This window comes from Arthrobacter sp. P1_B3 (genome assembly GCF_056406615.1).
Genome location: NZ_JBFTZV010000038.1, coordinates 1 through 19,073, shown reverse-complemented (window position 1 = coordinate 19,073; position 19,073 = coordinate 1). Strand labels below are relative to the sequence as shown.

Annotated in this window: 14 protein-coding genes; 5 read left to right on the top strand and 9 right to left on the bottom strand. The window is 64.3% G+C overall.

Annotated features, from left to right (window positions below; translation table 11 throughout):
• Nucleotides 1-191: 191 nt before the first annotated feature.
• The 3 genes from AC1D2F_RS22485 to AC1D2F_RS22475 form a co-directional block, all read right to left on the bottom strand.
• Complete coding sequence (locus AC1D2F_RS22485; RefSeq protein ID WP_476967751.1) at nucleotides 192-1,598, bottom strand: FAD-binding oxidoreductase; 1,407 nt, start codon at nucleotides 1,596-1,598, stop codon at nucleotides 192-194.
• A gap of 75 nt (nucleotides 1,599-1,673) precedes the next feature.
• The gene (locus AC1D2F_RS22480; RefSeq protein WP_476967750.1) at nucleotides 1,674-4,940 is read right to left on the bottom strand and encodes an ATP-binding protein; all 3,267 of its coding nucleotides are present in this window, start codon (nucleotides 4,938-4,940) and stop codon (nucleotides 1,674-1,676) included.
• Between the two features lie 390 nt (nucleotides 4,941-5,330).
• Complete coding sequence (locus AC1D2F_RS22475) at nucleotides 5,331-5,933, bottom strand: TetR/AcrR family transcriptional regulator (RefSeq protein WP_476967749.1); 603 nt, start codon at nucleotides 5,931-5,933, stop codon at nucleotides 5,331-5,333.
• Between the two features lie 170 nt (nucleotides 5,934-6,103).
• Between AC1D2F_RS22475 and AC1D2F_RS22470 the strand changes: the two genes are divergently transcribed.
• Together AC1D2F_RS22470 and AC1D2F_RS22465 are read left to right on the top strand one after the other, a co-directional pair.
• Nucleotides 6,104-7,177: an alkene reductase gene (locus tag AC1D2F_RS22470; protein WP_476967748.1), complete on the top strand. Its 1,074-nt coding sequence runs from the start codon at nucleotides 6,104-6,106 to the stop codon at nucleotides 7,175-7,177.
• Between the two features lie 111 nt (nucleotides 7,178-7,288).
• Nucleotides 7,289-8,002 (top strand): SDR family oxidoreductase, encoded by a 714-nt coding sequence (locus tag AC1D2F_RS22465; protein WP_476967747.1) that lies wholly within the window; start codon nucleotides 7,289-7,291, stop codon nucleotides 8,000-8,002.
• 304 nt (nucleotides 8,003-8,306) lie between these two features.
• Here the strand turns inward: AC1D2F_RS22465 and AC1D2F_RS22460 are convergent, their stop codons facing one another.
• The 5 genes from AC1D2F_RS22460 to AC1D2F_RS22440 all read right to left on the bottom strand — a co-directional run bounded on the left by AC1D2F_RS22460 (nucleotide 8,307) and on the right by AC1D2F_RS22440 (nucleotide 13,371).
• Nucleotides 8,307-9,173: an alpha/beta fold hydrolase gene (locus AC1D2F_RS22460; protein ID WP_476967746.1), complete on the bottom strand. Its 867-nt coding sequence runs from the start codon at nucleotides 9,171-9,173 to the stop codon at nucleotides 8,307-8,309.
• 48 nt (nucleotides 9,174-9,221) lie between these two features.
• A complete protein-coding gene (locus AC1D2F_RS22455; protein WP_476967745.1) occupies nucleotides 9,222-10,220 on the bottom strand; it encodes an NADP-dependent oxidoreductase in 999 nt (332 codons plus the stop codon).
• Nucleotides 10,221-10,758: 538 nt separating this feature from the next.
• Entirely contained in the window at nucleotides 10,759-11,142 is a 384-nt protein-coding gene (locus AC1D2F_RS22450) for an SDR family NAD(P)-dependent oxidoreductase (RefSeq protein WP_364742462.1), read from the bottom strand.
• 70 nt (nucleotides 11,143-11,212) lie between these two features.
• Nucleotides 11,213-11,971: an SDR family NAD(P)-dependent oxidoreductase gene (locus AC1D2F_RS22445; protein ID WP_364742465.1), complete on the bottom strand. Its 759-nt coding sequence runs from the start codon at nucleotides 11,969-11,971 to the stop codon at nucleotides 11,213-11,215.
• Nucleotides 11,968-13,371, bottom strand: coding sequence for a DUF6421 family protein (locus AC1D2F_RS22440; protein ID WP_364742468.1), 1,404 nt, complete (start codon nucleotides 13,369-13,371; stop codon nucleotides 11,968-11,970). Before AC1D2F_RS22440 ends, AC1D2F_RS22445 begins: the two co-directional genes overlap by 4 nt.
• A gap of 1,193 nt (nucleotides 13,372-14,564) precedes the next feature.
• Between AC1D2F_RS22440 and AC1D2F_RS22435 the strand changes: the two genes are divergently transcribed.
• Nucleotides 14,565-16,127: an amino acid permease gene (locus tag AC1D2F_RS22435; protein WP_364742471.1), complete on the top strand. Its 1,563-nt coding sequence runs from the start codon at nucleotides 14,565-14,567 to the stop codon at nucleotides 16,125-16,127.
• Nucleotides 16,128-16,428: 301 nt separating this feature from the next.
• Here the strand turns inward: AC1D2F_RS22435 and AC1D2F_RS22430 are convergent, their stop codons facing one another.
• Entirely contained in the window at nucleotides 16,429-16,830 is a 402-nt protein-coding gene (locus tag AC1D2F_RS22430; protein WP_229992267.1) for a hypothetical protein, read from the bottom strand.
• Between the two features lie 510 nt (nucleotides 16,831-17,340).
• Between AC1D2F_RS22430 and AC1D2F_RS22425 the strand changes: the two genes are divergently transcribed.
• Both AC1D2F_RS22425 and AC1D2F_RS22420 read left to right on the top strand, forming a co-directional pair.
• Nucleotides 17,341-17,877, top strand: coding sequence for a TetR/AcrR family transcriptional regulator (locus AC1D2F_RS22425; protein ID WP_229992268.1), 537 nt, complete (start codon nucleotides 17,341-17,343; stop codon nucleotides 17,875-17,877).
• On the top strand, nucleotides 17,874-18,821 hold the full coding sequence (locus AC1D2F_RS22420) for a DMT family transporter (RefSeq protein ID WP_476967744.1): 948 nt from the start codon (nucleotides 17,874-17,876) through the stop codon (nucleotides 18,819-18,821). The genes AC1D2F_RS22425 and AC1D2F_RS22420 overlap by 4 nt, the downstream gene beginning before the upstream one ends.
• Nucleotides 18,822-19,073 lie beyond the last annotated feature (252 nt).

The window sequence follows — 19,073 nt, the reverse complement described above, 5'->3', positions numbered from 1 at the left end:
TTTGTGGCTCGCTCCTTGCCTGCTTCCCACGAGACGGGCAGGAAGATCCCCGGAAACCCGGGGATCTTCCCGCCTCAACTCACGGAACTTCAGGTTAGGGGTTTGCTGGGAATCGAGGTGCATCTGGCGCGGGCTGTCAGGTTGCTTCCGGATCCTCGGTCGATCATCCACTTCTCACGCAGGCAGTGCTGTCACACCGTGGGGGCGATGTTCTGGTTCAACCGGAATAGATTGGTGGGGTCGTATTCGTTCTTCAGTTCCACGAGCCGCCGGTATGTATCCGCCGGGTACGACGCCCGGACGAGCGTCGTATTCGCTTCACCTGTGAAATTCACGTAGGCCGCCACATCCGGACCGAGCGCGGACGTCACGCCCCGGGCCCATTCGACGACATCCGCGAAGCCTTCCGCCGTCGGCGTGCGCGCCACAACATTGACGATGAATTCCTGGTCGCGGAGTGCGAAGGCCGTTGCTTCGGCAGGAACCCGGCCGACGGCGCCGCCAAGGTGGTGCAGGTGAATCTGCGTCATGGCGTTGGGCAATGCCGCAAACGAGTCCAGCAGCACGCGCACGGACGCGTCGTCGGCGGCGCGCAGAAATGCCGAGCGGAAATAGTTGTGCACGCCCCTCGGGTACAGCGGATCGAGCGCCTGCTGCCACCCCGCGTACGGGTTGGCCGCGAACACATCGGCGATGACCGTGCCCAATGACCGGAAGGGCGCGGTGGCGGCCTCGCCGGCATCGAGATCGCCGGACCAGCACCCTCCCACAGCGATGACCGGCTTGCCGTGCACTGATTCTGGTAGGAACGGGACCGGTGGCGCCGTGGTCATGTTGACCAGCGTGGTCAGCTCATCGGGGGCCGCCGCGCAGGCCGCCCGATAGCCGCGCAACACCTGCTCCGCCTCTTCTGCGGGGTAGAAAACCAGGCCGGAAAGGACGATGGGCCCCACTTCGTGCAATTGATAGTCGAAGGACGTCACCACACCGAAATTGCCGCCGCCGCCGCGCAGTCCCCAGAACAAATCGGGGTGCTCGTCGGCACTGGCGTGAATAAACTGCCCGTCGGCGGTGACGACGTCGGCGCCGACCAGGTTGTCGCTGGCCAGCCCGTGCTTGCGCACGAGCCAGCCGATGCCGCCGCCGGTGGTGAAGCCGGCGATGCCGGTCGAGGACACCAGGCCACCGGTCACCGCAAGCCCGAATTGCTGGGTCTCTGCATCCAGGTCCTTCCAGGTACACCCTGCCTGTGCCGCGACGCGGCGGCGGGCAGGGTCCACCTGGACCCCCTTCATCAGCGAAAGGTCCAGCACGATACCGTCGTCGACGGTAGAAAACCCGGGGATCGAATGTCCACCGCCGCGAACCGACAACGGCAACCCCTCGCTGCGCGCGAGATCGACCGTGCGCATCACGTCTGCCACACCCGCACAGCGTGCGATGAGCGTCGGGCGGCGGTCGTGGGCCCCGTTCCAGATGCTGCGTTCGTGGTCGTAGTCCGCGTCCCCTGGCCTGACGACCGTGCCGCGCAGCCCGGCGGCGAACTCGGCGATGGTGGCCTCGCCGATGCGGGTCGGCCTAGTCTGCGTCGTTGTCACGATGCGTTCCTCCTGATTGCTGTTTGTTTGTCAGATCCATTTGTCAGATCCAGGAATCACGCTAGTGAACCGTCCTCAACGAGCACTCAACGCCGTCTCAACATCTTCATCCGAGTCCCGCCTACGCAGTGCGGCCAGCCGCTGACCGGCGATGAGGCATCTCGTTCGGTCGAAAATTGCCCCAGCCCTGTCAATTTCTCGGGCCGCCCGATGTGGGTCGCCGAGCTCGTTGGATAGCTCTGCCACCATCAACCGTTGCCAGCCAGTGTGTCGCCGCCATGGGGCGACCTTTTCCGCTGCCTGCCTGTACATTTCCCGCGCTGCCCGGACCTCCCCGGAGATCAGTTCGCCGGCACCGAGAATGGTCAGCGTGGCGCCCATCCCCACCTGATCTCCCGCGGACTCGAACCCTGAAAGGCAACGCCGAGCGTCTGTCAGGCCGCGGTCGATATCACCACCCATGGCGCGGAGCAGGGCGATATTAATCTCGGTCAGCAGCTCGCCGCGTCGGTCGCCCAGACCGAGCCGAAGCTCCCGCGCCAAGGACAGGGCCTCATCGGCCGCGCTGTGGTCGCCGCAGTCGCGCAGAATGCAGCCAAGTTGGTGAAGTGTTTGCGCCCTAGCCAGGTCATCTCCTAACTCGGCGAAATGTTCGGCCGCATCCGTGATGACGGATATCGCAGACTGCGTGTCTCCCGAAATCCTGGCCGCGTAGCCGATTGCGGACAGCACGTAGCCTTTGGCTTGGATGACGCCAACCCGCCGGCCCAACAGCAGGGTCTCCTCGACGCAGGGGACCAACCGTCCGGCGATCGGGACCAGTTGCAGGCTGGGCGTGATCACCGGCAGGAAGGGTGGGGTGCTGGTCTCAGACTGTGCGAGTTCGCTCAGGCAGGTGTTTAGGTGACGGGCGGCGAGTGGTCCGTCCTCCCGGGACAACGCGCACTGGCCGAGCAGCCAACTGCTGGCAGCGCAATGTTCGGGTCTGCCACCCTCGACTGCCTCGGTGTGCACGTCGGCTGCCAGCTGTTCGGCCTCGTCCAAGTCGAAAGTGCTCCAGGCGAGCGAGGTCTCAATGAGCCGGGCCATCACCACCTCGTCGTTGTTCCCGATCTCCCGCATGATTGCCAGGGCCTCCGCGCCGAGCGCCCGATGCCGGTCGCCGCGGCCCTGCCGGCTGTCCAGCCCGGTTAGGCCGATCAGAGCAGCCGCGCGAGGCCGGGTCGAGTCGGGAGCCACCGCCAAGGCACGCTCCACCCAACGTGCTCCCTCGACCGCGTGACCGCGGAGGAACCAGAACCGCCACAGGCTGGCCGCGAGCCGGAGCGCGGTCTCGGGCTCGTGGGCGCACGACCAGCGCAACGCAGCGCGCAGGTTGTCGTGCTCGCGGTCGAGCAACTTCGGCTGTTCGATGACCACCCCGGTGGCCCGCTCTGGATTGTGGGATTCGGCGACGGCAAGGAAGTAGGCGCAATGCGCAGCCGCCAGTTGAGCCGCCTCACCTGCATGATCGAGATTCTCTTGGCCAAACTGGCGGACCGTCTCCAATTGCCGGTATCGGGTCCCGGCGCCCCTCCTTTCGGTGACCACCAAAGACTTGTCCACCAGCTTGGCCAACAGGTCGAGCAGTTCGATCTCCTGGAGGGGCGCGTCAGCGCAGACTGCCACCACTGCGTCGAGGGTGAAACCACCCGCGAACACAGACAGCCGGCGCAGCAGAACCTGCTCCGGTTTGGTGAGCAGTTCGTGGCTCCATTCCAAGGTGCCACGCAGCGTCTGGTGCCGCGTGACGCCGCTGGTTCCCCCGCCGAGCATGGACAAAGCATCGCCCAATCCCTGGACGATCTCGGCGGGTTCGAGTGCGGCCGTCCTGGCCGCGGCCAATTCCAGGGCCAGCGGCATCCCGTCGAGCCGTCGGCACAACTCTGTCACCCCCTGCGCGTTGTCGGCGTCGAGCGCGAAACCCGGCCGGACCTGCGCTGCCCGCTCAACGAAAAGCCGGACAGAGGGCAGACGGCCCAGCACGGCCAGGTCGAGAGCGTCGGTCCGCAGGGGCGAGGGCAGGGGCAATGACGGCACCCGGTAGGTGTACTCCCCGTCGGCATGGAGTGGCTCCCGGCTGGTGGCCAGCACTTTAACCCCAGAGGATCCGTCAAGTAGCGCGACGACGAGTTGCGCACAGGCCGCGAGCAAGTGTTCGCAGTTGTCCAGCACGAGGAGCAGCGAGCGTCGCCGCAGTTGGTCGACCAGCGCTTGCACGCGGCTTGGTGCCGCGCCGGAATCCAACCCGAGGACCTCGGCTACGGCATCGGCCACCAGCAGCGACTCCCCAACGGCCGCGAGGTCGACGAACCAGACTCCGTCCACGTACCCAGGACGAACTGTCTTCGCGGCCTCCAATGCCAGTCTGGTCTTGCCGCTGCCGCCAGCTCCGGTGAGGGTGAGCAGGCGAGCATGGCCCATCAGCCGCTCGACGTCAACGAGCTCACGCTCGCGCCCGATGAAGCTTGTCAACGGGGATGGCAGATAACCGATGGCATCGTCTTTGCCGGTCACGCCGGCGGGCTGGTGGAGGCGCTCCTCGGGCGGCGAGCCGGTCAACAACTCGCGAAACAGTTCCATCGTCCGGGCGTCCGGATCGGTCCCGAACGCGTCGAGGAGTTCGTCGACCAGCCGCTCATATCGTGCCAATGCTTCCGACCGCCGGCCCATCCCAGCCAGCACCACCATCTGCGCGCGCACGGCTCCCTCGTGGACGGGATCGGATTCGAGCGCATGGGTGAGGATGACCAACGCTTCCTCCGGCGCGCGCTGCGCCACCGTGGACGCCAGTTTCACCAGTACCTCGCGATGGATTTCCCGGAGCTCATCGCGGCGTGTCGTCAGCCAGTCCGCATCCGGCAGCTCCGGCAGAAGATCACCCCTGTACAAGTCGGCCGCATCGCGCAGGCTTGCCTCGACACCTGCAGCCAACGCTGCCACGGCCGAACGCTCGAACTGCAGGACATCGACATCGACCGGGCCAGTGTCATCCAGCACGACCACTTCACCGCGGATGACGAGCAGCCCGTCGCTGCCGGCTCCAGCGCTAGCGAGCGTACGGCGAGCGACGTACAGGGTCTGATGCAGATTCCGTGCGGCGGCCACCGGCTCCATGTCGGGCCACAGGCGGTCCAGTACCTGCTCGCGACGGTTACGCTGACCACGCGCCAACGCCAGCATCGCCACCACGGACTTTGCCTTCTGCAGCCGCCAGTGGCTGTTCTCGACTGCGTTCCCGTTGACGTACACGATGAACGAGCCGAGAAGCTGGATGCGCAACCCGCTTTGGGTGGGCTTCATGGTTCTTCAGTATCCGCTCGCCAACCGGCGTTGTCGAACAACGAAATTTCCCACACGCTCGCTGCCTTGGCGCACTCTGTGAGCGGCCCATCACTAGCAAGCAAACCACCAGAACCACGTTTAGGTTCACGCCGTCGTCGCTGAGTAGGAACGTGATGGATGCGGCCAGCGCGTCGGCTTCCGCAGCCTCCGGCATCACCGCCATCGCGGTCCGCACGCGCTGCGCGCCGAGTTCGGAACCGAACCGGGCCTCGATGTTAGTCACCGTCGGGCCGGGGGCAACGGCATAGGGGATAGCAGTGGTCGGATAATGGTCCGGCGACAAGGTCGTTGACGATTTGCGCCTGCCGATCCACGAATGCCGGCGGCCGCCTCAAATCTGGGCCCAGGTCAGTGAGGCAGCAGTACACCGACCTGGGTCCGGATGTCCTGAACAATCTCGTCGATGCTCAATGCGGCGTTCACGGTCGCTGCCATGCTGAGGAACATGATGGCGGTGACGATGTGTGCCGTCGTAGCGGCATCACCAGCGCTGACCAGCTCGTGCCTGCCCAGGACGGCAGAGATGGCCTCCTCGGTCTGCGCGACGATGGAGAGGGCCTCAGCGTGACGGGGCTCCGCGGGATCACCGAAGACCATCTCCCGCAGGTACGTGCGTCCGTTGTCGACCTGGACGCGGTTGCATTCCACGATCGGCCGTACGATTGCCAGCACCGCATCGAGGATATCCGGGGTGGTTTCGGCATCAGCCCGACCTTGTTGAAGCGCTTCGGCGTAGTGGGCGTTCTGCACGAGGAGGAGGAGTTCGCCTTTGGTCTTCGCGTAAAGGAACAGGGTCCCGGTGCCGATGTCCGCCTTGTCGGCGATCTGCTGGGTCGTGACGTCCTCGATGCCGTGTTCGGCCAGCAGTTCGCTTGCCGCGGCCGTGATGCGGTCCAGCTTCTGCTGCTTGTTCCGCTCGCGCCGTCCGACCGGCTGGGAGGCGAGAGACATGGTGATGGATCCTCCGGAATAGATTTTGACTGCACTCAGTTATGAGTGTAGTCACTGCTGTGTGGGCTCGAATGTTCCTTCGTTAATTCTCCCACGCAAGGGCCGAACCCCAGTGTTCCGCCCCGGCAGAGTGGTGGCGCTATTACCCCGCGACGCAAAGGACCGCACACATGACTTCCTCCCTCTGGCAACCCTTCACCCTCGGCAATGTGGAGCTGCCGCACCGGCTCGCGCTGGCCCCGCTGACCCGGAGCCGCGCAAACCCTGACGGCACCCCCGGGGAACTGGCCGCGGAGTACTACGGCCAACGCGCCTCGCTCGGGCTGATCATCACCGAGGGCACACAGCCGTCCGAGGACGGCCAGGGCTACCTGAACACGCCCGGCATCTACACTCCCGAACACATCGAGGGATGGCGAAAGATCGCCGACGCGGTGCATGCCGGCGGCGGAGCGCTGTTCATCCAACTGATGCACGTCGGCCGGRTGTCGCACCCGGATAACACCCCGCACCACCGTCGGCCTGTGGGCCCGTCGGCGATCTCGGCCGATCAGGACATGTTCACTCCAGCGGGGCCGCAGAAGACGCCGGTGCCGCGTGAACTGACTGCCGAAGACATCCAGGCCACCATCGCCGGGTTCCGCCACGCCGCAGCCTCCGCTATTGCAGCGGGAGCGGACGGGGTGGAGATCCACAGCGCGAACGGGTACCTGCTCCACCAGTTCCTCTCGCCGAACTCGAACCACCGCACGGACGAATACGGCGGATCGGTGGAGAATCGGTCCCGGTTCGTCGTCGCGGTCGCCCGCGCGGTGGCCGAGGAGATCGGGGCAGACCGGACCGGCATCCGCATCTCACCGGCGTTCCCGCTGGGCGGAATCAACGAAGGGGACCCCGCGGACGTCCGGACACAGTACCGCCACCTGGTCGGCGAACTCGCCACTCTGAACCTTGCGTACCTGCACGTGCACCACCTCGGTGACGACGATCTGCTTCGGTCTTTCCGCGACACGTGGCCTGCTGCCATCCTCGTCGTCCGGTACGGGCGCGACCGCGAGCAGATCGCCGACGACATCGACGCCGGGCTCGCGGACATCGCGCCGCTGGGCCGATTCGCCCTGGCAAACCCCGACATTGTTCAGCGCCTGCGCGCCGGCGCGCCGCTGAACGAGTTGGACCCGGCAACCCTGTACGGCGGCGGCGCGGCCGGGTACACCGACTACCCCGCCCTGGCACACGCCTAATCGTCTGCCGCAGGTCGCACGCCCTGCCCTCCTGAACCGCACCCGGCGGCGGCCACACTTCGACCCCACCGACCTCACCCAACCCACACCCCTCAGAAAGAAGAAACAGCCATGCCCTCACTCAACGGAGCAGTCGTCCTCATCACCGGAGCCAACGGCGGAATCGGCACCCAGTTCGTGCACGAAGCCCTCGCCCGGGGAGCTGCAAAGGTTTATGCCACCGCCCGCACCCCCCGCACCTGGAACGACGAGCGCATCGTTCCGCTCGCCTTGGACATCACCGACTCGACCTCCATCCAGGCAACGGTCGAGGCGGCACAGGATGTGACCGTGCTGATCAACAACGCAGGCGCGTCGGTCTCCAGCCCCGGGATCCTCACCCACACGGACGAGGAGATCCTCCGGAACGTCGAGACGAACTTCCTCGGGCCTCTCTTCGTCGCCCGCGCGTTCGCTCCGGTCCTGTCGGCGAAGGACGAAACGATGATCATCGACATCCACTCGGCCCTGAGCTGGTACGCCGTCGCCGGCATCTACAGCGCCACCAAAGCCGCCCTCTGGTCCGCGACCAACTCCCTCCGCCTCGAACTCGCTCCCGCCGGCGTGCACGTCGTCGGCGTCCACGTCGCATACGTCGACACCGCGATGGCCGCGCACGCCACCGACCCGAAGCTCGACCCGGCCGTGCTGGTGCGCACTGTGTTCGACGCCACCGAGGCGGGGGAGTTCGAAGTCCTCGCCGACGACACGTCAGTCCAGCTCAAGGCCGGACTCAGCGCCCCCCTCGAAGCGGTCTACCCGCAGTTGGCGGCGACGAACGCGTAAGCGAATAACCGGTGCCACCGCGTTCACCAAAAGTCAGCGCGGTGGCACCACCCCTGCCGTGGGGAGTGTCTGAACAACGGAGGATCCGGGGGTGGCCTGACACGCCGGGGTAGTCACGAGCCAGGGGCCGCGTCAGGGGTGGCGATACGTTTGATCACCCTGCTGACGCGTTTGTGCGGGCCCTGTTCGAACTGGCCAGCGCGACGAGGCCCACGCCAATGGCTCTGCCCGCCCGTATTCACGGGCGGGCAGAGCCACGGTTCCTCTCTGCTCTGTTGGCGGGATCTTGTCAGGTACGTGCTGGTCAGTGGGCGAGGAATTCTACGGCGACGGGGGAGAACCGGTCGTGGAACTGGAAGATGCCGCCGTGGCCCGAGTCGGGGTAGATGATCAGCTCGGATCCCTTGATGCGCCGGTGCAGGTCCGCGGACAGGATCGACGGCACCATGCGGTCGTTGTCGCCATTGGCGATGAGGGTGGGGTGAGTGAGCTTCGACAGGTCCGACGGCGCGGAGCGGCCGAACTTCCGGATTGCCTTCAGCTGAGTCTGGAAGGCTTTGGTGCTGATCGGCTTGTCGCGGCCGACAGTGCGCTCCTGCAAGCGCTTGATGAACGCCTTCGCGGCCGGCTTGCCGGTGGCGTTGCGGTTAAAGAACAGGAACTCCTTCGGGTCCGAGCGCGTCAGGGTCGCGCGGAGGACGTCCCAGTAGGTGGTGCCGACGACCTTGTCGATGCCCTTGCCGCACCGCGGCCCGGTACCGGCCAGCACGAGCTTGCGGACGAGGTCGGGATGTTTGAGGAGCAGGTCCTGGGCGATCATGCCGCCCATTGAGAAGGAGAAGACGTCGATCGTGTCGAATCCGAGGGACTTGATGAAGGTGTAGGCGTCGTCGGCCATCGCCTCGATGCTGTCGGGAACCTGCCCGGTGGAGGCGCCGACACCGCGCTGGTCGAAGGTGATGACGTGGCGGTTCTTCGCGATTGGCTCGATGATGCGGGGGTCCCAGTTGTCCAGGGTCGCGGCAAGGTGCACGAAGAACACGACGGGAATGCCGGCCTTGGGCCCCAGCTCCCGGTAAGCGTAGGTGACGCCACCGGCGGTGATGGAGCGTGTGGCGGCCTTCGCGTACGAGGTGACGACGGAGCCGTTCGGGGTGTCGGTGCTGCTCATGCTGGTAGTCCTCCTGAGTGGTCTGTGAGGTGAATGGCTGCCGGCGGCTCAGGAGGGAAGGGTGACGACGGCTTTGCCGCGGAGGCCGCCCTTGGCCAGCGACTCGAGCGCCTGTGGGGTCTGGGCGAAGTCGAAGACCTCCCCAACGACCGGGCGCAGCACGCCGTCCTCAACCAGGGCGGTGATCTGGCGCAACTGATCGCCGCTGGCACGCATGAAGAGGAACTCGTAGCTGACGCCGAGCTTCTTCGCCTGCCGCCGGATCCTGCTGCTAAGCCCCGCGATGGCAAGGCGCAGCACAGGGTTGAGACCGGCTTTGCGCGCGAACGCCGGGTCCGGCGGACCGGCGATTCCGATCGCCTTCCCGCCGGGCTTGAGGATGCGCAGTGACTTCACGAGGTTCTCCCCGCCGAGGCTGTCGAGCACCAGATCGTACCCGGCGAGGAGCTGTTCGAAGTCCTGCGTACGGTAGTCGATCACAGTGTCCGCGCCGAGGTCGCGCACGAAGTCGGCGTTGGAGGCACTGGCGGTGGTTGCGACGGTCGCGCCGAGGTGCTTGGCGAGTTGGATCGCGATTGAACCGACCCCGCCGGCCCCGGCGTGAATGAAAACTTTCTGCCCCGGCCGCACGTGGCCTTGCTCAACGAGGGCCTGCCACGCCGTAAGTGCAACGAGCGGTAGTGAGCCGGCCTCCTCCATGCTGATCGATGCGGGTTTCAGTGCCAGGTCGGCCTCGGTGATGGCGATGCGCTCGGCGAACGTGCCGATGCGGTCTTTGTCGGGGCGGGCATAGACCTCGTCACCGGGCTTGAATCCGCGCACCTTCGCCCCGACACGGATGACTGTGCCGGCGACATCGTTGCCGAGGATCAGCTGGAGCTTGTACGGGAGGATCTGCTTGAACTCACCCAGGCGGATCTTTTCGTCCAATTGGTTGAGGCCAGCTGCCTGGACCTGGACCAGCACATCGCGGTCGCCGACGGTCGGCTCAGGGACGTCTGCTGCTCGCAGCGGCTCCTTGTACTTGGTGACGACGAATGCCCTCATGGCGTGCTGCTCCTCTATGACGTGCGGTAGCCCAAAATGAGACTACTCAATATTGAGTGCACTCAGTAACATTGTCAAGTAGGACCGTTAGATGCGCGCGTTCATTTGAATGTTCCCGAAGACGTGAGATAGGGAGTTTCGGGTGTCCATCGCCGGGGCCACGTTCCCGCGATGGATCTTGAGAGCGCATGCAATCTCCACTGATGCTCGCGCATCGGCGTCGCTAGCAAGGCGGTTGGCGGGCCGGCGGGCGTACGTACCGCTATTGCCAGGGGCGAGGCACACCCTGCTAGGGAGTGCCTCGCCGAGTCGTGACTGGGACCTATGGTGCGCCAGCCCTACGCAGCCTTATCAGGAAACCCTGCGCTGGACCGGTGATGCCTACACCAGGGCAAACTCCCGCAGCGGAACAGGGGGCACTACCGAACTGGGCAGACCTTTGCCGTGCTTGAGCGGGCAGAACAAATAAGGAAATTGTCGTCTGGGCTAGCAAAAGACCAGCTCAGGCAAGGCCCGCGCTAAACAGGGCTCTACACCATCAATATGTGGCCCGTCCGCCGCTGATGTCGTAGACCGCTCCCGTCGAGAAGCTGACCTTTTCCGATGAGAGCCAGGCGACCAGTTCGGCGACTTCCTCCGCTTTGCCCACTCGTTTCATGGGGATGAGGCTGGTGATGTGGGCGAGCACTTCTGATGATGTGTTGTCGTTCATTGGCGTCGCGATCACGGCGGGTGCGATGGCGTTGACTAGGACGCCGGTGGTCGCGAGTTCTTTGCCGGACGATTTCGTGAGGGCAATGACGGCGGCTTTTGATGCGGAGTAGATGGACAGGTTGGGGCTTCCGTCTTTTCCGGCCATGCTCGCGAAATTCACGACGCGTCCCCACCGGCGTTCGACCATCCCGGGCACGAAGGCGCGCATGGTGGCGACGGGTCGTGCAGGCGCCCCGCCAGTACCTGCGGGACGCCTGCTCTGGTATCAACGCTGACGCTTATGCCGGTGCGCCCACGAGGTGGCCGGCCGTGAGGGGCAAGCGCTGCCCGTTGATCTGTTCTGCCTCCAGGTCGAAGATCCGCTGTACAGCGTCGGCAAGGACACTGACATCGGTGAAGCCCGGAAATTTCCGTTCCGGCTGGGCTGCGCGCATCCGGTCATCGACCAGAGCCTTGACGACGAAGACCAGGGCGGCGGAGTGCTGAGCGGAGAGGGGGCTTTCGGGTCCTCCCTGCAGGTGCCGGAATCCGTCGGCCACGGCCAGGGTCCATGCCTCGGCGGCGGACTTGACGGCGGCATAGGCGGCGCCGTCCGCTGTCGGCGAGGAAGCGGACTGTGCGGAAACGATGGCCAGGCGACCCACAGGGGAGGTAGCCAAGTCATGGTAAAACGCGCGGCTGGTGTTCCTCAGGGTGGTGAGGACGCTGGTGTGCAGGAAGTCCCAGTCTTCATCCGTCTGGCCTTTAATGCCGGTACCGCCTCGCCACCCTCCTACAAGATGGATAAGGCCGTCCACGGGGCCCAGATCGTTCCGGACAGACGTCGCCAAGTCCTCAACGGCTTGCAGGTCCGCGAGGTTGCAGACATAGCCCGTGACGTTGTCGTACGCTACCGAGAGCTCCTGCACTCGGTCCTCAAGAATGTCCACGGCGGCCACGCGTGCCCCTGCTTGCGAGAGGGTGCGGACTACCGCGACGCCGGCAGCGCTTGTCGAACCGGCGACGACGACCGTACGCCCCGAGAGGTCCTGGCTCATGCGCCCGCCTCGCCCTCAGTCTTCACAGGCCTCTTACCGGTGATCCCGGCAGTTGATTCAATGACCGAGGACATCTTCTTCTCCAGTGCCTCGTAGAACATCGACAGGGGGAATTCGTCATCAAGGATCTGGTCCGTCAGACCCCGGGGAGGGCCGTCGAGCGGAAGGGCCTCCGGTCCCTTGGCCCACACGGAGGCCGGGTGGGGGGTGAGGGTTTCCGAGACGAGCTCGTAGGCAGCCAGCCAGTGTGCGGTCTTCGGCCGGTCGATTGAACGCCAGTAGAGTTCCTCGATGCGGAGACCCAGCTCGACAACCACGCCGGCGACGTCCTTCCAGTCGATGCTCAACTTTCCATCGGTCCAGTGCAGGACCCGGTGCTGGTGCATCCAGGCGAACAGCAATTGGCCGCCCACGGCGTCGTAGTTACGGACCCGGTTCCCGGTAATCGCGAAGCGGAAAATGCGGTCGAAGATCACGGCGTACTGGACCAGCTTGGCGTGCTTGCGGGCGTCCTCGGAAGCCGTTTCGTCCCGCTCGATGAGGACTGATTCGCGGAAGGCGGTCAGGTCGCAGCGGAGCTCCTCCAGGGAGTACAGGAAATACGGCATCCGCTGCTTGATCATGAACGGGTCAAAGGGCAGGTCACCGCGCATGTGGGTCCGATCATGGATCAGATCCCACATCACGAAGGTCTTCTCCGTGAGGTGCTGGTCTTCGATGAATTCCGCGGCGTCAGCCGGCAGGTCCAGGGAAGTGATGTCGGCAGCAGCTTTTAGGACGCGACGGAACCGGGCAGCTTCGCGGTCCGCGAAAATGCCTCCCCAAGTGAAGGAGGGGGTGCTCCGGACCGCTACGCTCTCGGGGAAGAGAACCGCGGAGTTCGTGTCATAGCCGGGCGTGAAATCGACGAAGCTGATGGGGACGAACAGCTTGTTGGAGTAGTTTGCTGCCTCCAGTTCAGCGACGAAAGAAGGCCAAATGACCTCGATGAGGACGGCCTCGAAGTAGCGGTTGGTGCTGCCGTTCTGCGTGTACATAGGGAACACAACCAAGTGCGCCAACCCATCGATGCGCCACTGCTCGGGGTGGAAGGCCACCAATGAGTCGAGGAAATCCGGTACGACGAAGCCCTCGGACGCCCACCGCTGGAAGTCCTGCACGAGCAGTTCAAGGTAGTCCGTGTCGTGGGGGAGGTGGGGGCGCAGGTCGTTGATTGAGTCAGTAATGATGCCGACATTCTGGCGGGCCTGGTCATGGTCAGCGGGTTCCGGAACGGAACCGTCCTGCACTTGAACCTGCTGCAGTCCGATGACGGCTGCCTTCAGAGCCTGCCATGCCGGGAGCGACTTGAGGTCTTCTGCCCGGGTGGTTGTCACTTCCGGGTTTGCGATTACGGACATGCTCGTTCCTTCCGTTGAGGGGATCCCTGAAGAAGCTAGCACTGCGTAAGCATACGTGAAGGGTTATTCCATCATGCATAAGAAATTCTTTTGCTCGATGCCGTCTCTTCACTGCTATGCCTGCGCCTGACCTTAAGGTCGGGTGTCTTTAGGACATCCCATAAACGGCGCATCACGATTGAAGAAGCCGCACTATCGGGATGATCCGAGGTTCAGCTCCTGCCACTCGTGTCGATCAGTGGATGCCTTGGCAGTAGGACCGCACCGGCGCTGCTGCGTCTGTCTCTGGTTCAAATTCCCGCTGATACTCCCAGTGGGACAACGGCGTTGACCGGTTGCTCATCTGTCGGGGGCTCCGGCGTTGTTCGGGCGGCTCGCGGACGAAGTGCGGCAGCCCCGGGTTCCTGGCGATCTTCCTGGTTTACGTGATGACGGCTCCTTCTGCGCCCGGCACGGCCAGAGTGTTTGCTGATCAGCGGGGCCCGTGCGGCCGCCCCTGGATATCCAACTCGACAAGTTGGGTGTGATGGCCTTACTCGCCGCCTATCGACGCGGCAGGTCGTTGCAAAGCAGAAAGGGCATCCTCTGGGGCGAGTTTGTGAGGCGCTTGCTGGTCGAACCGGTAAGTTCATCGAGGTGCACGCCCCGCTTGACGAGATGCTCCGACATCTCTTGTGCATCTTTACCCCTGGCATCGTTCGCCTAACGCCGGCCGCCTGCCATAGCAGATCGTCAGAGCTGCTTACTCGCCCGGCGAAATCAAATCAGCAACTCTTACGCTCAAATCGGGTAACCCATGCCTATGCGTAAGTACTTGACCCGTCGGACGTGCAACATTCGCCACGCCAAAGGTCGCTTCCTTCACGTGTGTTAGCTTGATCACCATCCTTCCCGGCCCGGGGGCTCCGGAAGGCTTAAATCCACCGCAGCTACCTTTTCGGAGGCACCATGGGACTTAGCTCCCACACGCAAAAAAACGATCGGGCTATCGCTCCCCGCATCCCTGAAACCGATCTGTGTTTCGGTGCGGGACTCTTCCTCAGCTCGGGAGACAGCACCGCCGAGGCGAGACCTGTCGGGACCATTTTTTCCTACCAGCTCGCCACGGCAGTCGTAGACGCCTGCACCGGTCGAGCCGTCACCGGCACCAAGAACTCAAGCCGGATCGCAGCGATGCACCTTGGTGGTGTTGCATGACGCCAGTCAGTGAAACATCCGTAGAAATCACACCCGATGCAGTGGCACAACGCGGTTCATCCCCCGAGACAGCGGCAGTCCGCGCCTCGGGCGAAACCGGCAACGAACTCAAACGCGGGCTAAGCAGCCGCCATCTGCAGATGATCGCTATCGGCGGTGCGATCGGTACCGGGCTGTTYGTGGCCTCGGGCGCCACCATTTCCCAGGCGGGTCCCGGCGGTGCGCTGGTCGCCTACGCGCTGGTCGGGCTGATGGTATTCCTGTTGATGCAGTCACTGGGCGAGATGGCGGCCAAAATTCCGGTCGCCGGATCCTTCCAGTCCTTTGCCACCCGTTTCGTGTCCCCGTCCTTTGGGTTCGCGATCGGCTGGAACTATTGGTTCAACTGGGCCATCACCGTGGCCGCCGAGCTGGTCGCGGCCGGAATCATCATGGACTTCTGGTTCCCGGGGGTCCCAGGATGGATGTGGGCTGGGTTATTCCTGCTGGTGCTGACCGGGCTCAATGCCCTCTCGGCGAAGTCCTTCGGAGAGTCGGAGTTTTGGCTCTCCCTGATCAAGGTCAGTGCAGTGGTGCTCTTCCTGATCGCAGGCGTGCTGATGATTTTCGGCATCCTCGGGGATAACTCTCCGGGACTGAGCAACTGGGAAAACCGCGATGACGTGTTCCACGGGGGATGGGTCTCGATCATCTCGGTCTTCATGGTTGCCGGGTTCTCGTTCCAGGGCACCGAACTCGTGGGAGTCGCCGCAGGCGAAGCCAAGAACCCGAGCCGCGAAGTGCCGAAGGCTATCCGCACTGTCTTCTGGCGCATCATGCTCTTCTACATTGGTGCCATCTTCATCATCGGCTGCCTGATCCCGTTCACCGATCCGAGCCTGCTGGCTTCCGGCGAGTCCGATATTGCAACATCGCCGTTTACCCTCGTCTTCTCGCGCGCCGGAATTGCCTTCGCAGCGGCCTTGATGAACGCCGTGATCTTGACCGCAATCCTGTCTGCGGGCAACTCGGGACTATATGCCTCCACCCGGATGCTTTACGCCATGGCCCATGACGGCATGGCACCGAAGATCTTCGGCCGAACCAATGCGCGTGGCGTGCCGATTCCGGCGTTGCTGGCCACCGCGGCCGTGGGACTCTTCGGGTTCCTCTCCGCGATCGTCGGTCAGGGCGCAGCTTACTCCTGGCTGCTGAACATGTCAGGCCTATGCGGCTTCATCGTCTGGGCGGGAATCGCGGTCTCCCACTATCGCTTCAGGCGCGGCTTCCTGGCCCAGGGGAACAAAGTCAGTGACCTGCCGTACAAGGCGTCCCTGTTCCCCATTGGCCCACTGCTGGCCTTCGCCCTGCTGATACTGGTAATCGCGGGACAGAACTACGAGGCTGTGCTTGCCGGGCGGGGCATGGAGGTGCTTTCCTCCTACATCGGGTTGCCAGTCTTCATCATCCTGTGGCTGGCTCACCGCTTCATCACCAAGTCCAAAGTGGTGCCGCTGCTCGAGATGGATCTCACGGCACCTAAGGACCTCGAGGACGAACCTTGGGGCGGCACCCAGTAACCATGCTGCGCGGGCTACCCCACGCATTGCGGGGCCCCGCGGTAGCCGAGGGCTAGAACGCGGGATCAAGACCAGAAAGAGGGAAGCCGGGTGAGAACTGCACCCGGCTTCGCTCTTCCCCCCCAAGTCAATAACGACCGTTTCTGACCCGCCCATGGCAAGCCTCCGAAAAACGACTGTGAACCGCAGCGGTAAGTGGCGGCGTTTTCACAGCGCTAAATGTCACCCCGGCCGCCCCGTTAGCCGATCGTGCAGCGGGCGGTCAGGCGGTGCAGTTGCAGAAGTCGAGGACAGGACGTCCTTACGGATTGCCCAACGGCCGCCTGAACACCCACCGCACGCCGCCTCGCGCGAGCATCAGAACGATGATCAGTGCAGTCACTTGAAAGAAGCCGCCGAGACGGACAGCGTCGCCGAATACCAGGTCAACCAGTCCGAGCACCATGAACTTGCTCCCCGGCAGCACCAGCAACAGGGTGATCGCGCTGACGATACGAACCCGCCGAGTATCAGCCGACCGGATCCGCGCAACGATTTTCTTCTTCGCCCACAGCACGACTTCAAGGACGACCTTCAGTAGGATCGCCGTCAAGAGCGCCAACAGGAATGTTTCGGATATGACGTCGGGAAACAGCTGGATGAACGCTCCCAGCACCACGAGATAGACCAGCACGTCGACGAGATCTATTGGGCGGATCCGCATCCAGCGAGTATATCGATAGCGCCCGGACCGCCCTCCTGCCCGCTTAGAGTTCCCTTCGCTCCGCTTAGTCCGTTTGCCCGTTCCACGGCCTGCCCGATAAGGGTCGTTTCCCGCACACCGTTCGGCCTCAGCCAAACCGCCAAACCGGGCTGTGAAAAAACCGCCATTCCCACCGAAAAGTCACACTTGGCCAGCCGCGCAAACGCCGATTCCTATACACAGTTCGCTGACACGACTCATGAGAAACGGCGCGGCGAGTCAGGATGCCGGCGCGACACTGTCTTGTGACCGGTCGTTTGCGAAGCGCGCAAATGAGTCCTGGTGAATTGTTCGGGGTGCGCCGGCGGCGCGGCGCACACCAGTTTCGATCTGTCGAGAACGGGCATTCCCCTTTCGTGGCGGATCAGGATGGTGTTCTTCGTCTTAAGTAGGTAGACTGGGCTACCTACTTAAGGGCGTGATGCTGTGGGTGATGGTGTGGGCCGGGAGCGGCCGGCGCGTGATCGGTTGATGACGGCCGCCGCTGAGTTGTTCTATGCGCATGGGATGGCCGCTACCGGGATTGATGCGATCACCGAGAGGGCGGGTGTGGCGCGGAAGAGCCTGTACAACAACTTCGCGTCCAAGGACGATCTGGTGCTCGCTTATATCCGGGAACGCCACCAGGAGTGGCTGGGGCTGTACGAGCTGCGCGTCGTCAATGCACAGACTTCGCGCGATCGGGTGTTGGCGGTGTTCGATGCGTATATCGACCATGCCGGCGCCGCCTACGTCCACGGGTTTCGCGGGTGCGGGCTGCTCAACGCAGCCGCCGAGCTGCCTGCGGGCGCGCCCGGGCGGGTGGCGGTCCGCGAGCACAAGGAACAGGTCGAGGCGATCCTTGCCGCTGGTCTGGCCGGGATCGTCGACGCCGATCGGGCCGCAGAACTCGCCGAGCAGTTGGCGTTCGTGCTCGAAGGTGCAGTAGCCCGCGCCGGCCTGGAGGGCTCTGTGGAGCGCTTGGTCCATGCCCGCGCGATCGCCGCCTCGCTGGTGGATACGCCGTGAGGCGCGAGAGGTTGATCGCCATCGCGGCGATCACCATCACCTCAATGCTGTGGGGCACCACGGGTACCGCCGCAACATTCGCGCCCGGTGCCGGCCCGCTGGCCATCGGAGCCGCCGCCCTGGGGATCGGCGGCGTCTTACAGGCTCTCATCGCGATCCCTGCGCTACGCGCCAGCCGCAGGCAACTACGCGCCAACCTGCCCTTGACCGCTCTGGGCGCGGTGGCGGTGGCGATCTACCCATTGGCGTTCTACAGCTCGATGCACCTGGCCGGGGTGGCGCTCGGCACCGTCGTGTCCCTGGCCTCGGCACCGCTGGCTTCCGGTGTGCTGGAATGGTTCGTCCAACGCACCCCGCTCAGCCGGTGGTGGATGCTGGCCGCCGGGCTTGGCGTAACTGGCAGCACCTTGCTGTGTCTTTCCAAGATGGCCCACGACCCCGGCGATGTCGGTTCGACGCTTGCCGGCATCGGGCTCGGTCTGGTCGCTGGCGCCACGTACGCAACATATTCGTGGTGCGCCCAACGCCTCATGAGCCGCGGCACTAGTCGCGCCGCCTCGATGGGGGCAGTGTTCGGGGCCGGCGGCATTCTGCTTGTGCCGGTCCTGCTTCTGACCGGCGCGCCGCTGATCGCGAGCTCGCAGGCGTTCGCCGTCGCAACCTACATGGCTCTAATCCCGATGTTTCTGGGCTACTTGCTCTTCGGATATGGTCTGGAGCGCGTCACGGCCAGCACCGCAACCACGATCACCCTGAGTGAGCCGGCCATTGCCGCGGTCCTGGCCGTGGCCATCGTCGGTGAACGCCTCAGCACAGTTGGCTGGGTAGGGCTTGGCATCATTGCCGTGGCTCTCGCGGTTCTGGCGATCGCGCCAACCAACACGGTTGGTGCACTGCCGAAATCCGACCCCAAGCGCGCGAGCCCTCAGATGGCCGCCCGGTAATACAGGGTCGGGCCTCGAGGAGTCCCGCACCATACGCTGTTCGATTGGCGAAGCATGCTCCCGGCCAGAAGGACCGGCCCTTAAGACACCCCGGCCTGCGGCTGGACGATCCGCTGATCAGCTATTAATGTCTTGCAGTATCGAATTCTGGCAGGGGCCCACAACGCCCCGGGAGGAGGCGCGCATCACCGCTGACCAAGACCGCCAACCTACTGTCAAATTCCTGGAAAGCCCCTCACCTGAGGGGCGGGC

Excerpts from the sequence above, each read along its gene's own strand:
- AC1D2F_RS22480 (WP_476967750.1), bottom strand. The coding sequence starts at position 4,940 with ATGAAGCCCACCCAAAGCGGGTTGCGCATCCAGCTTCTCGGCTCGTTC.
- AC1D2F_RS22475 (WP_476967749.1), bottom strand. The coding sequence starts at position 5,933 with ATGTCTCTCGCCTCCCAGCCGGTCGGACGGCGCGAGCGGAACAAGCAG.
- AC1D2F_RS22465 (WP_476967747.1), top strand. The coding sequence starts at position 7,289 with ATGCCCTCACTCAACGGAGCAGTCGTCCTCATCACCGGAGCCAACGGC.
- AC1D2F_RS22460 (WP_476967746.1), bottom strand. The coding sequence starts at position 9,173 with ATGAGCAGCACCGACACCCCGAACGGCTCCGTCGTCACCTCGTACGCG.
- AC1D2F_RS22455 (WP_476967745.1), bottom strand. The coding sequence starts at position 10,220 with ATGAGGGCATTCGTCGTCACCAAGTACAAGGAGCCGCTGCGAGCAGCA.
- AC1D2F_RS22450 (WP_364742462.1), bottom strand. The coding sequence starts at position 11,142 with ATGCGCGCCTTCGTGCCCGGGATGGTCGAACGCCGGTGGGGACGCGTC.
- AC1D2F_RS22445 (WP_364742465.1), bottom strand. The coding sequence starts at position 11,971 with ATGAGCCAGGACCTCTCGGGGCGTACGGTCGTCGTCGCCGGTTCGACA.
- AC1D2F_RS22440 (WP_364742468.1), bottom strand. The coding sequence starts at position 13,371 with ATGTCCGTAATCGCAAACCCGGAAGTGACAACCACCCGGGCAGAAGAC.
- AC1D2F_RS22430 (WP_229992267.1), bottom strand. The coding sequence starts at position 16,830 with ATGCGGATCCGCCCAATAGATCTCGTCGACGTGCTGGTCTATCTCGTG.
- AC1D2F_RS22425 (WP_229992268.1), top strand. The coding sequence starts at position 17,341 with ATGACGGCCGCCGCTGAGTTGTTCTATGCGCATGGGATGGCCGCTACC.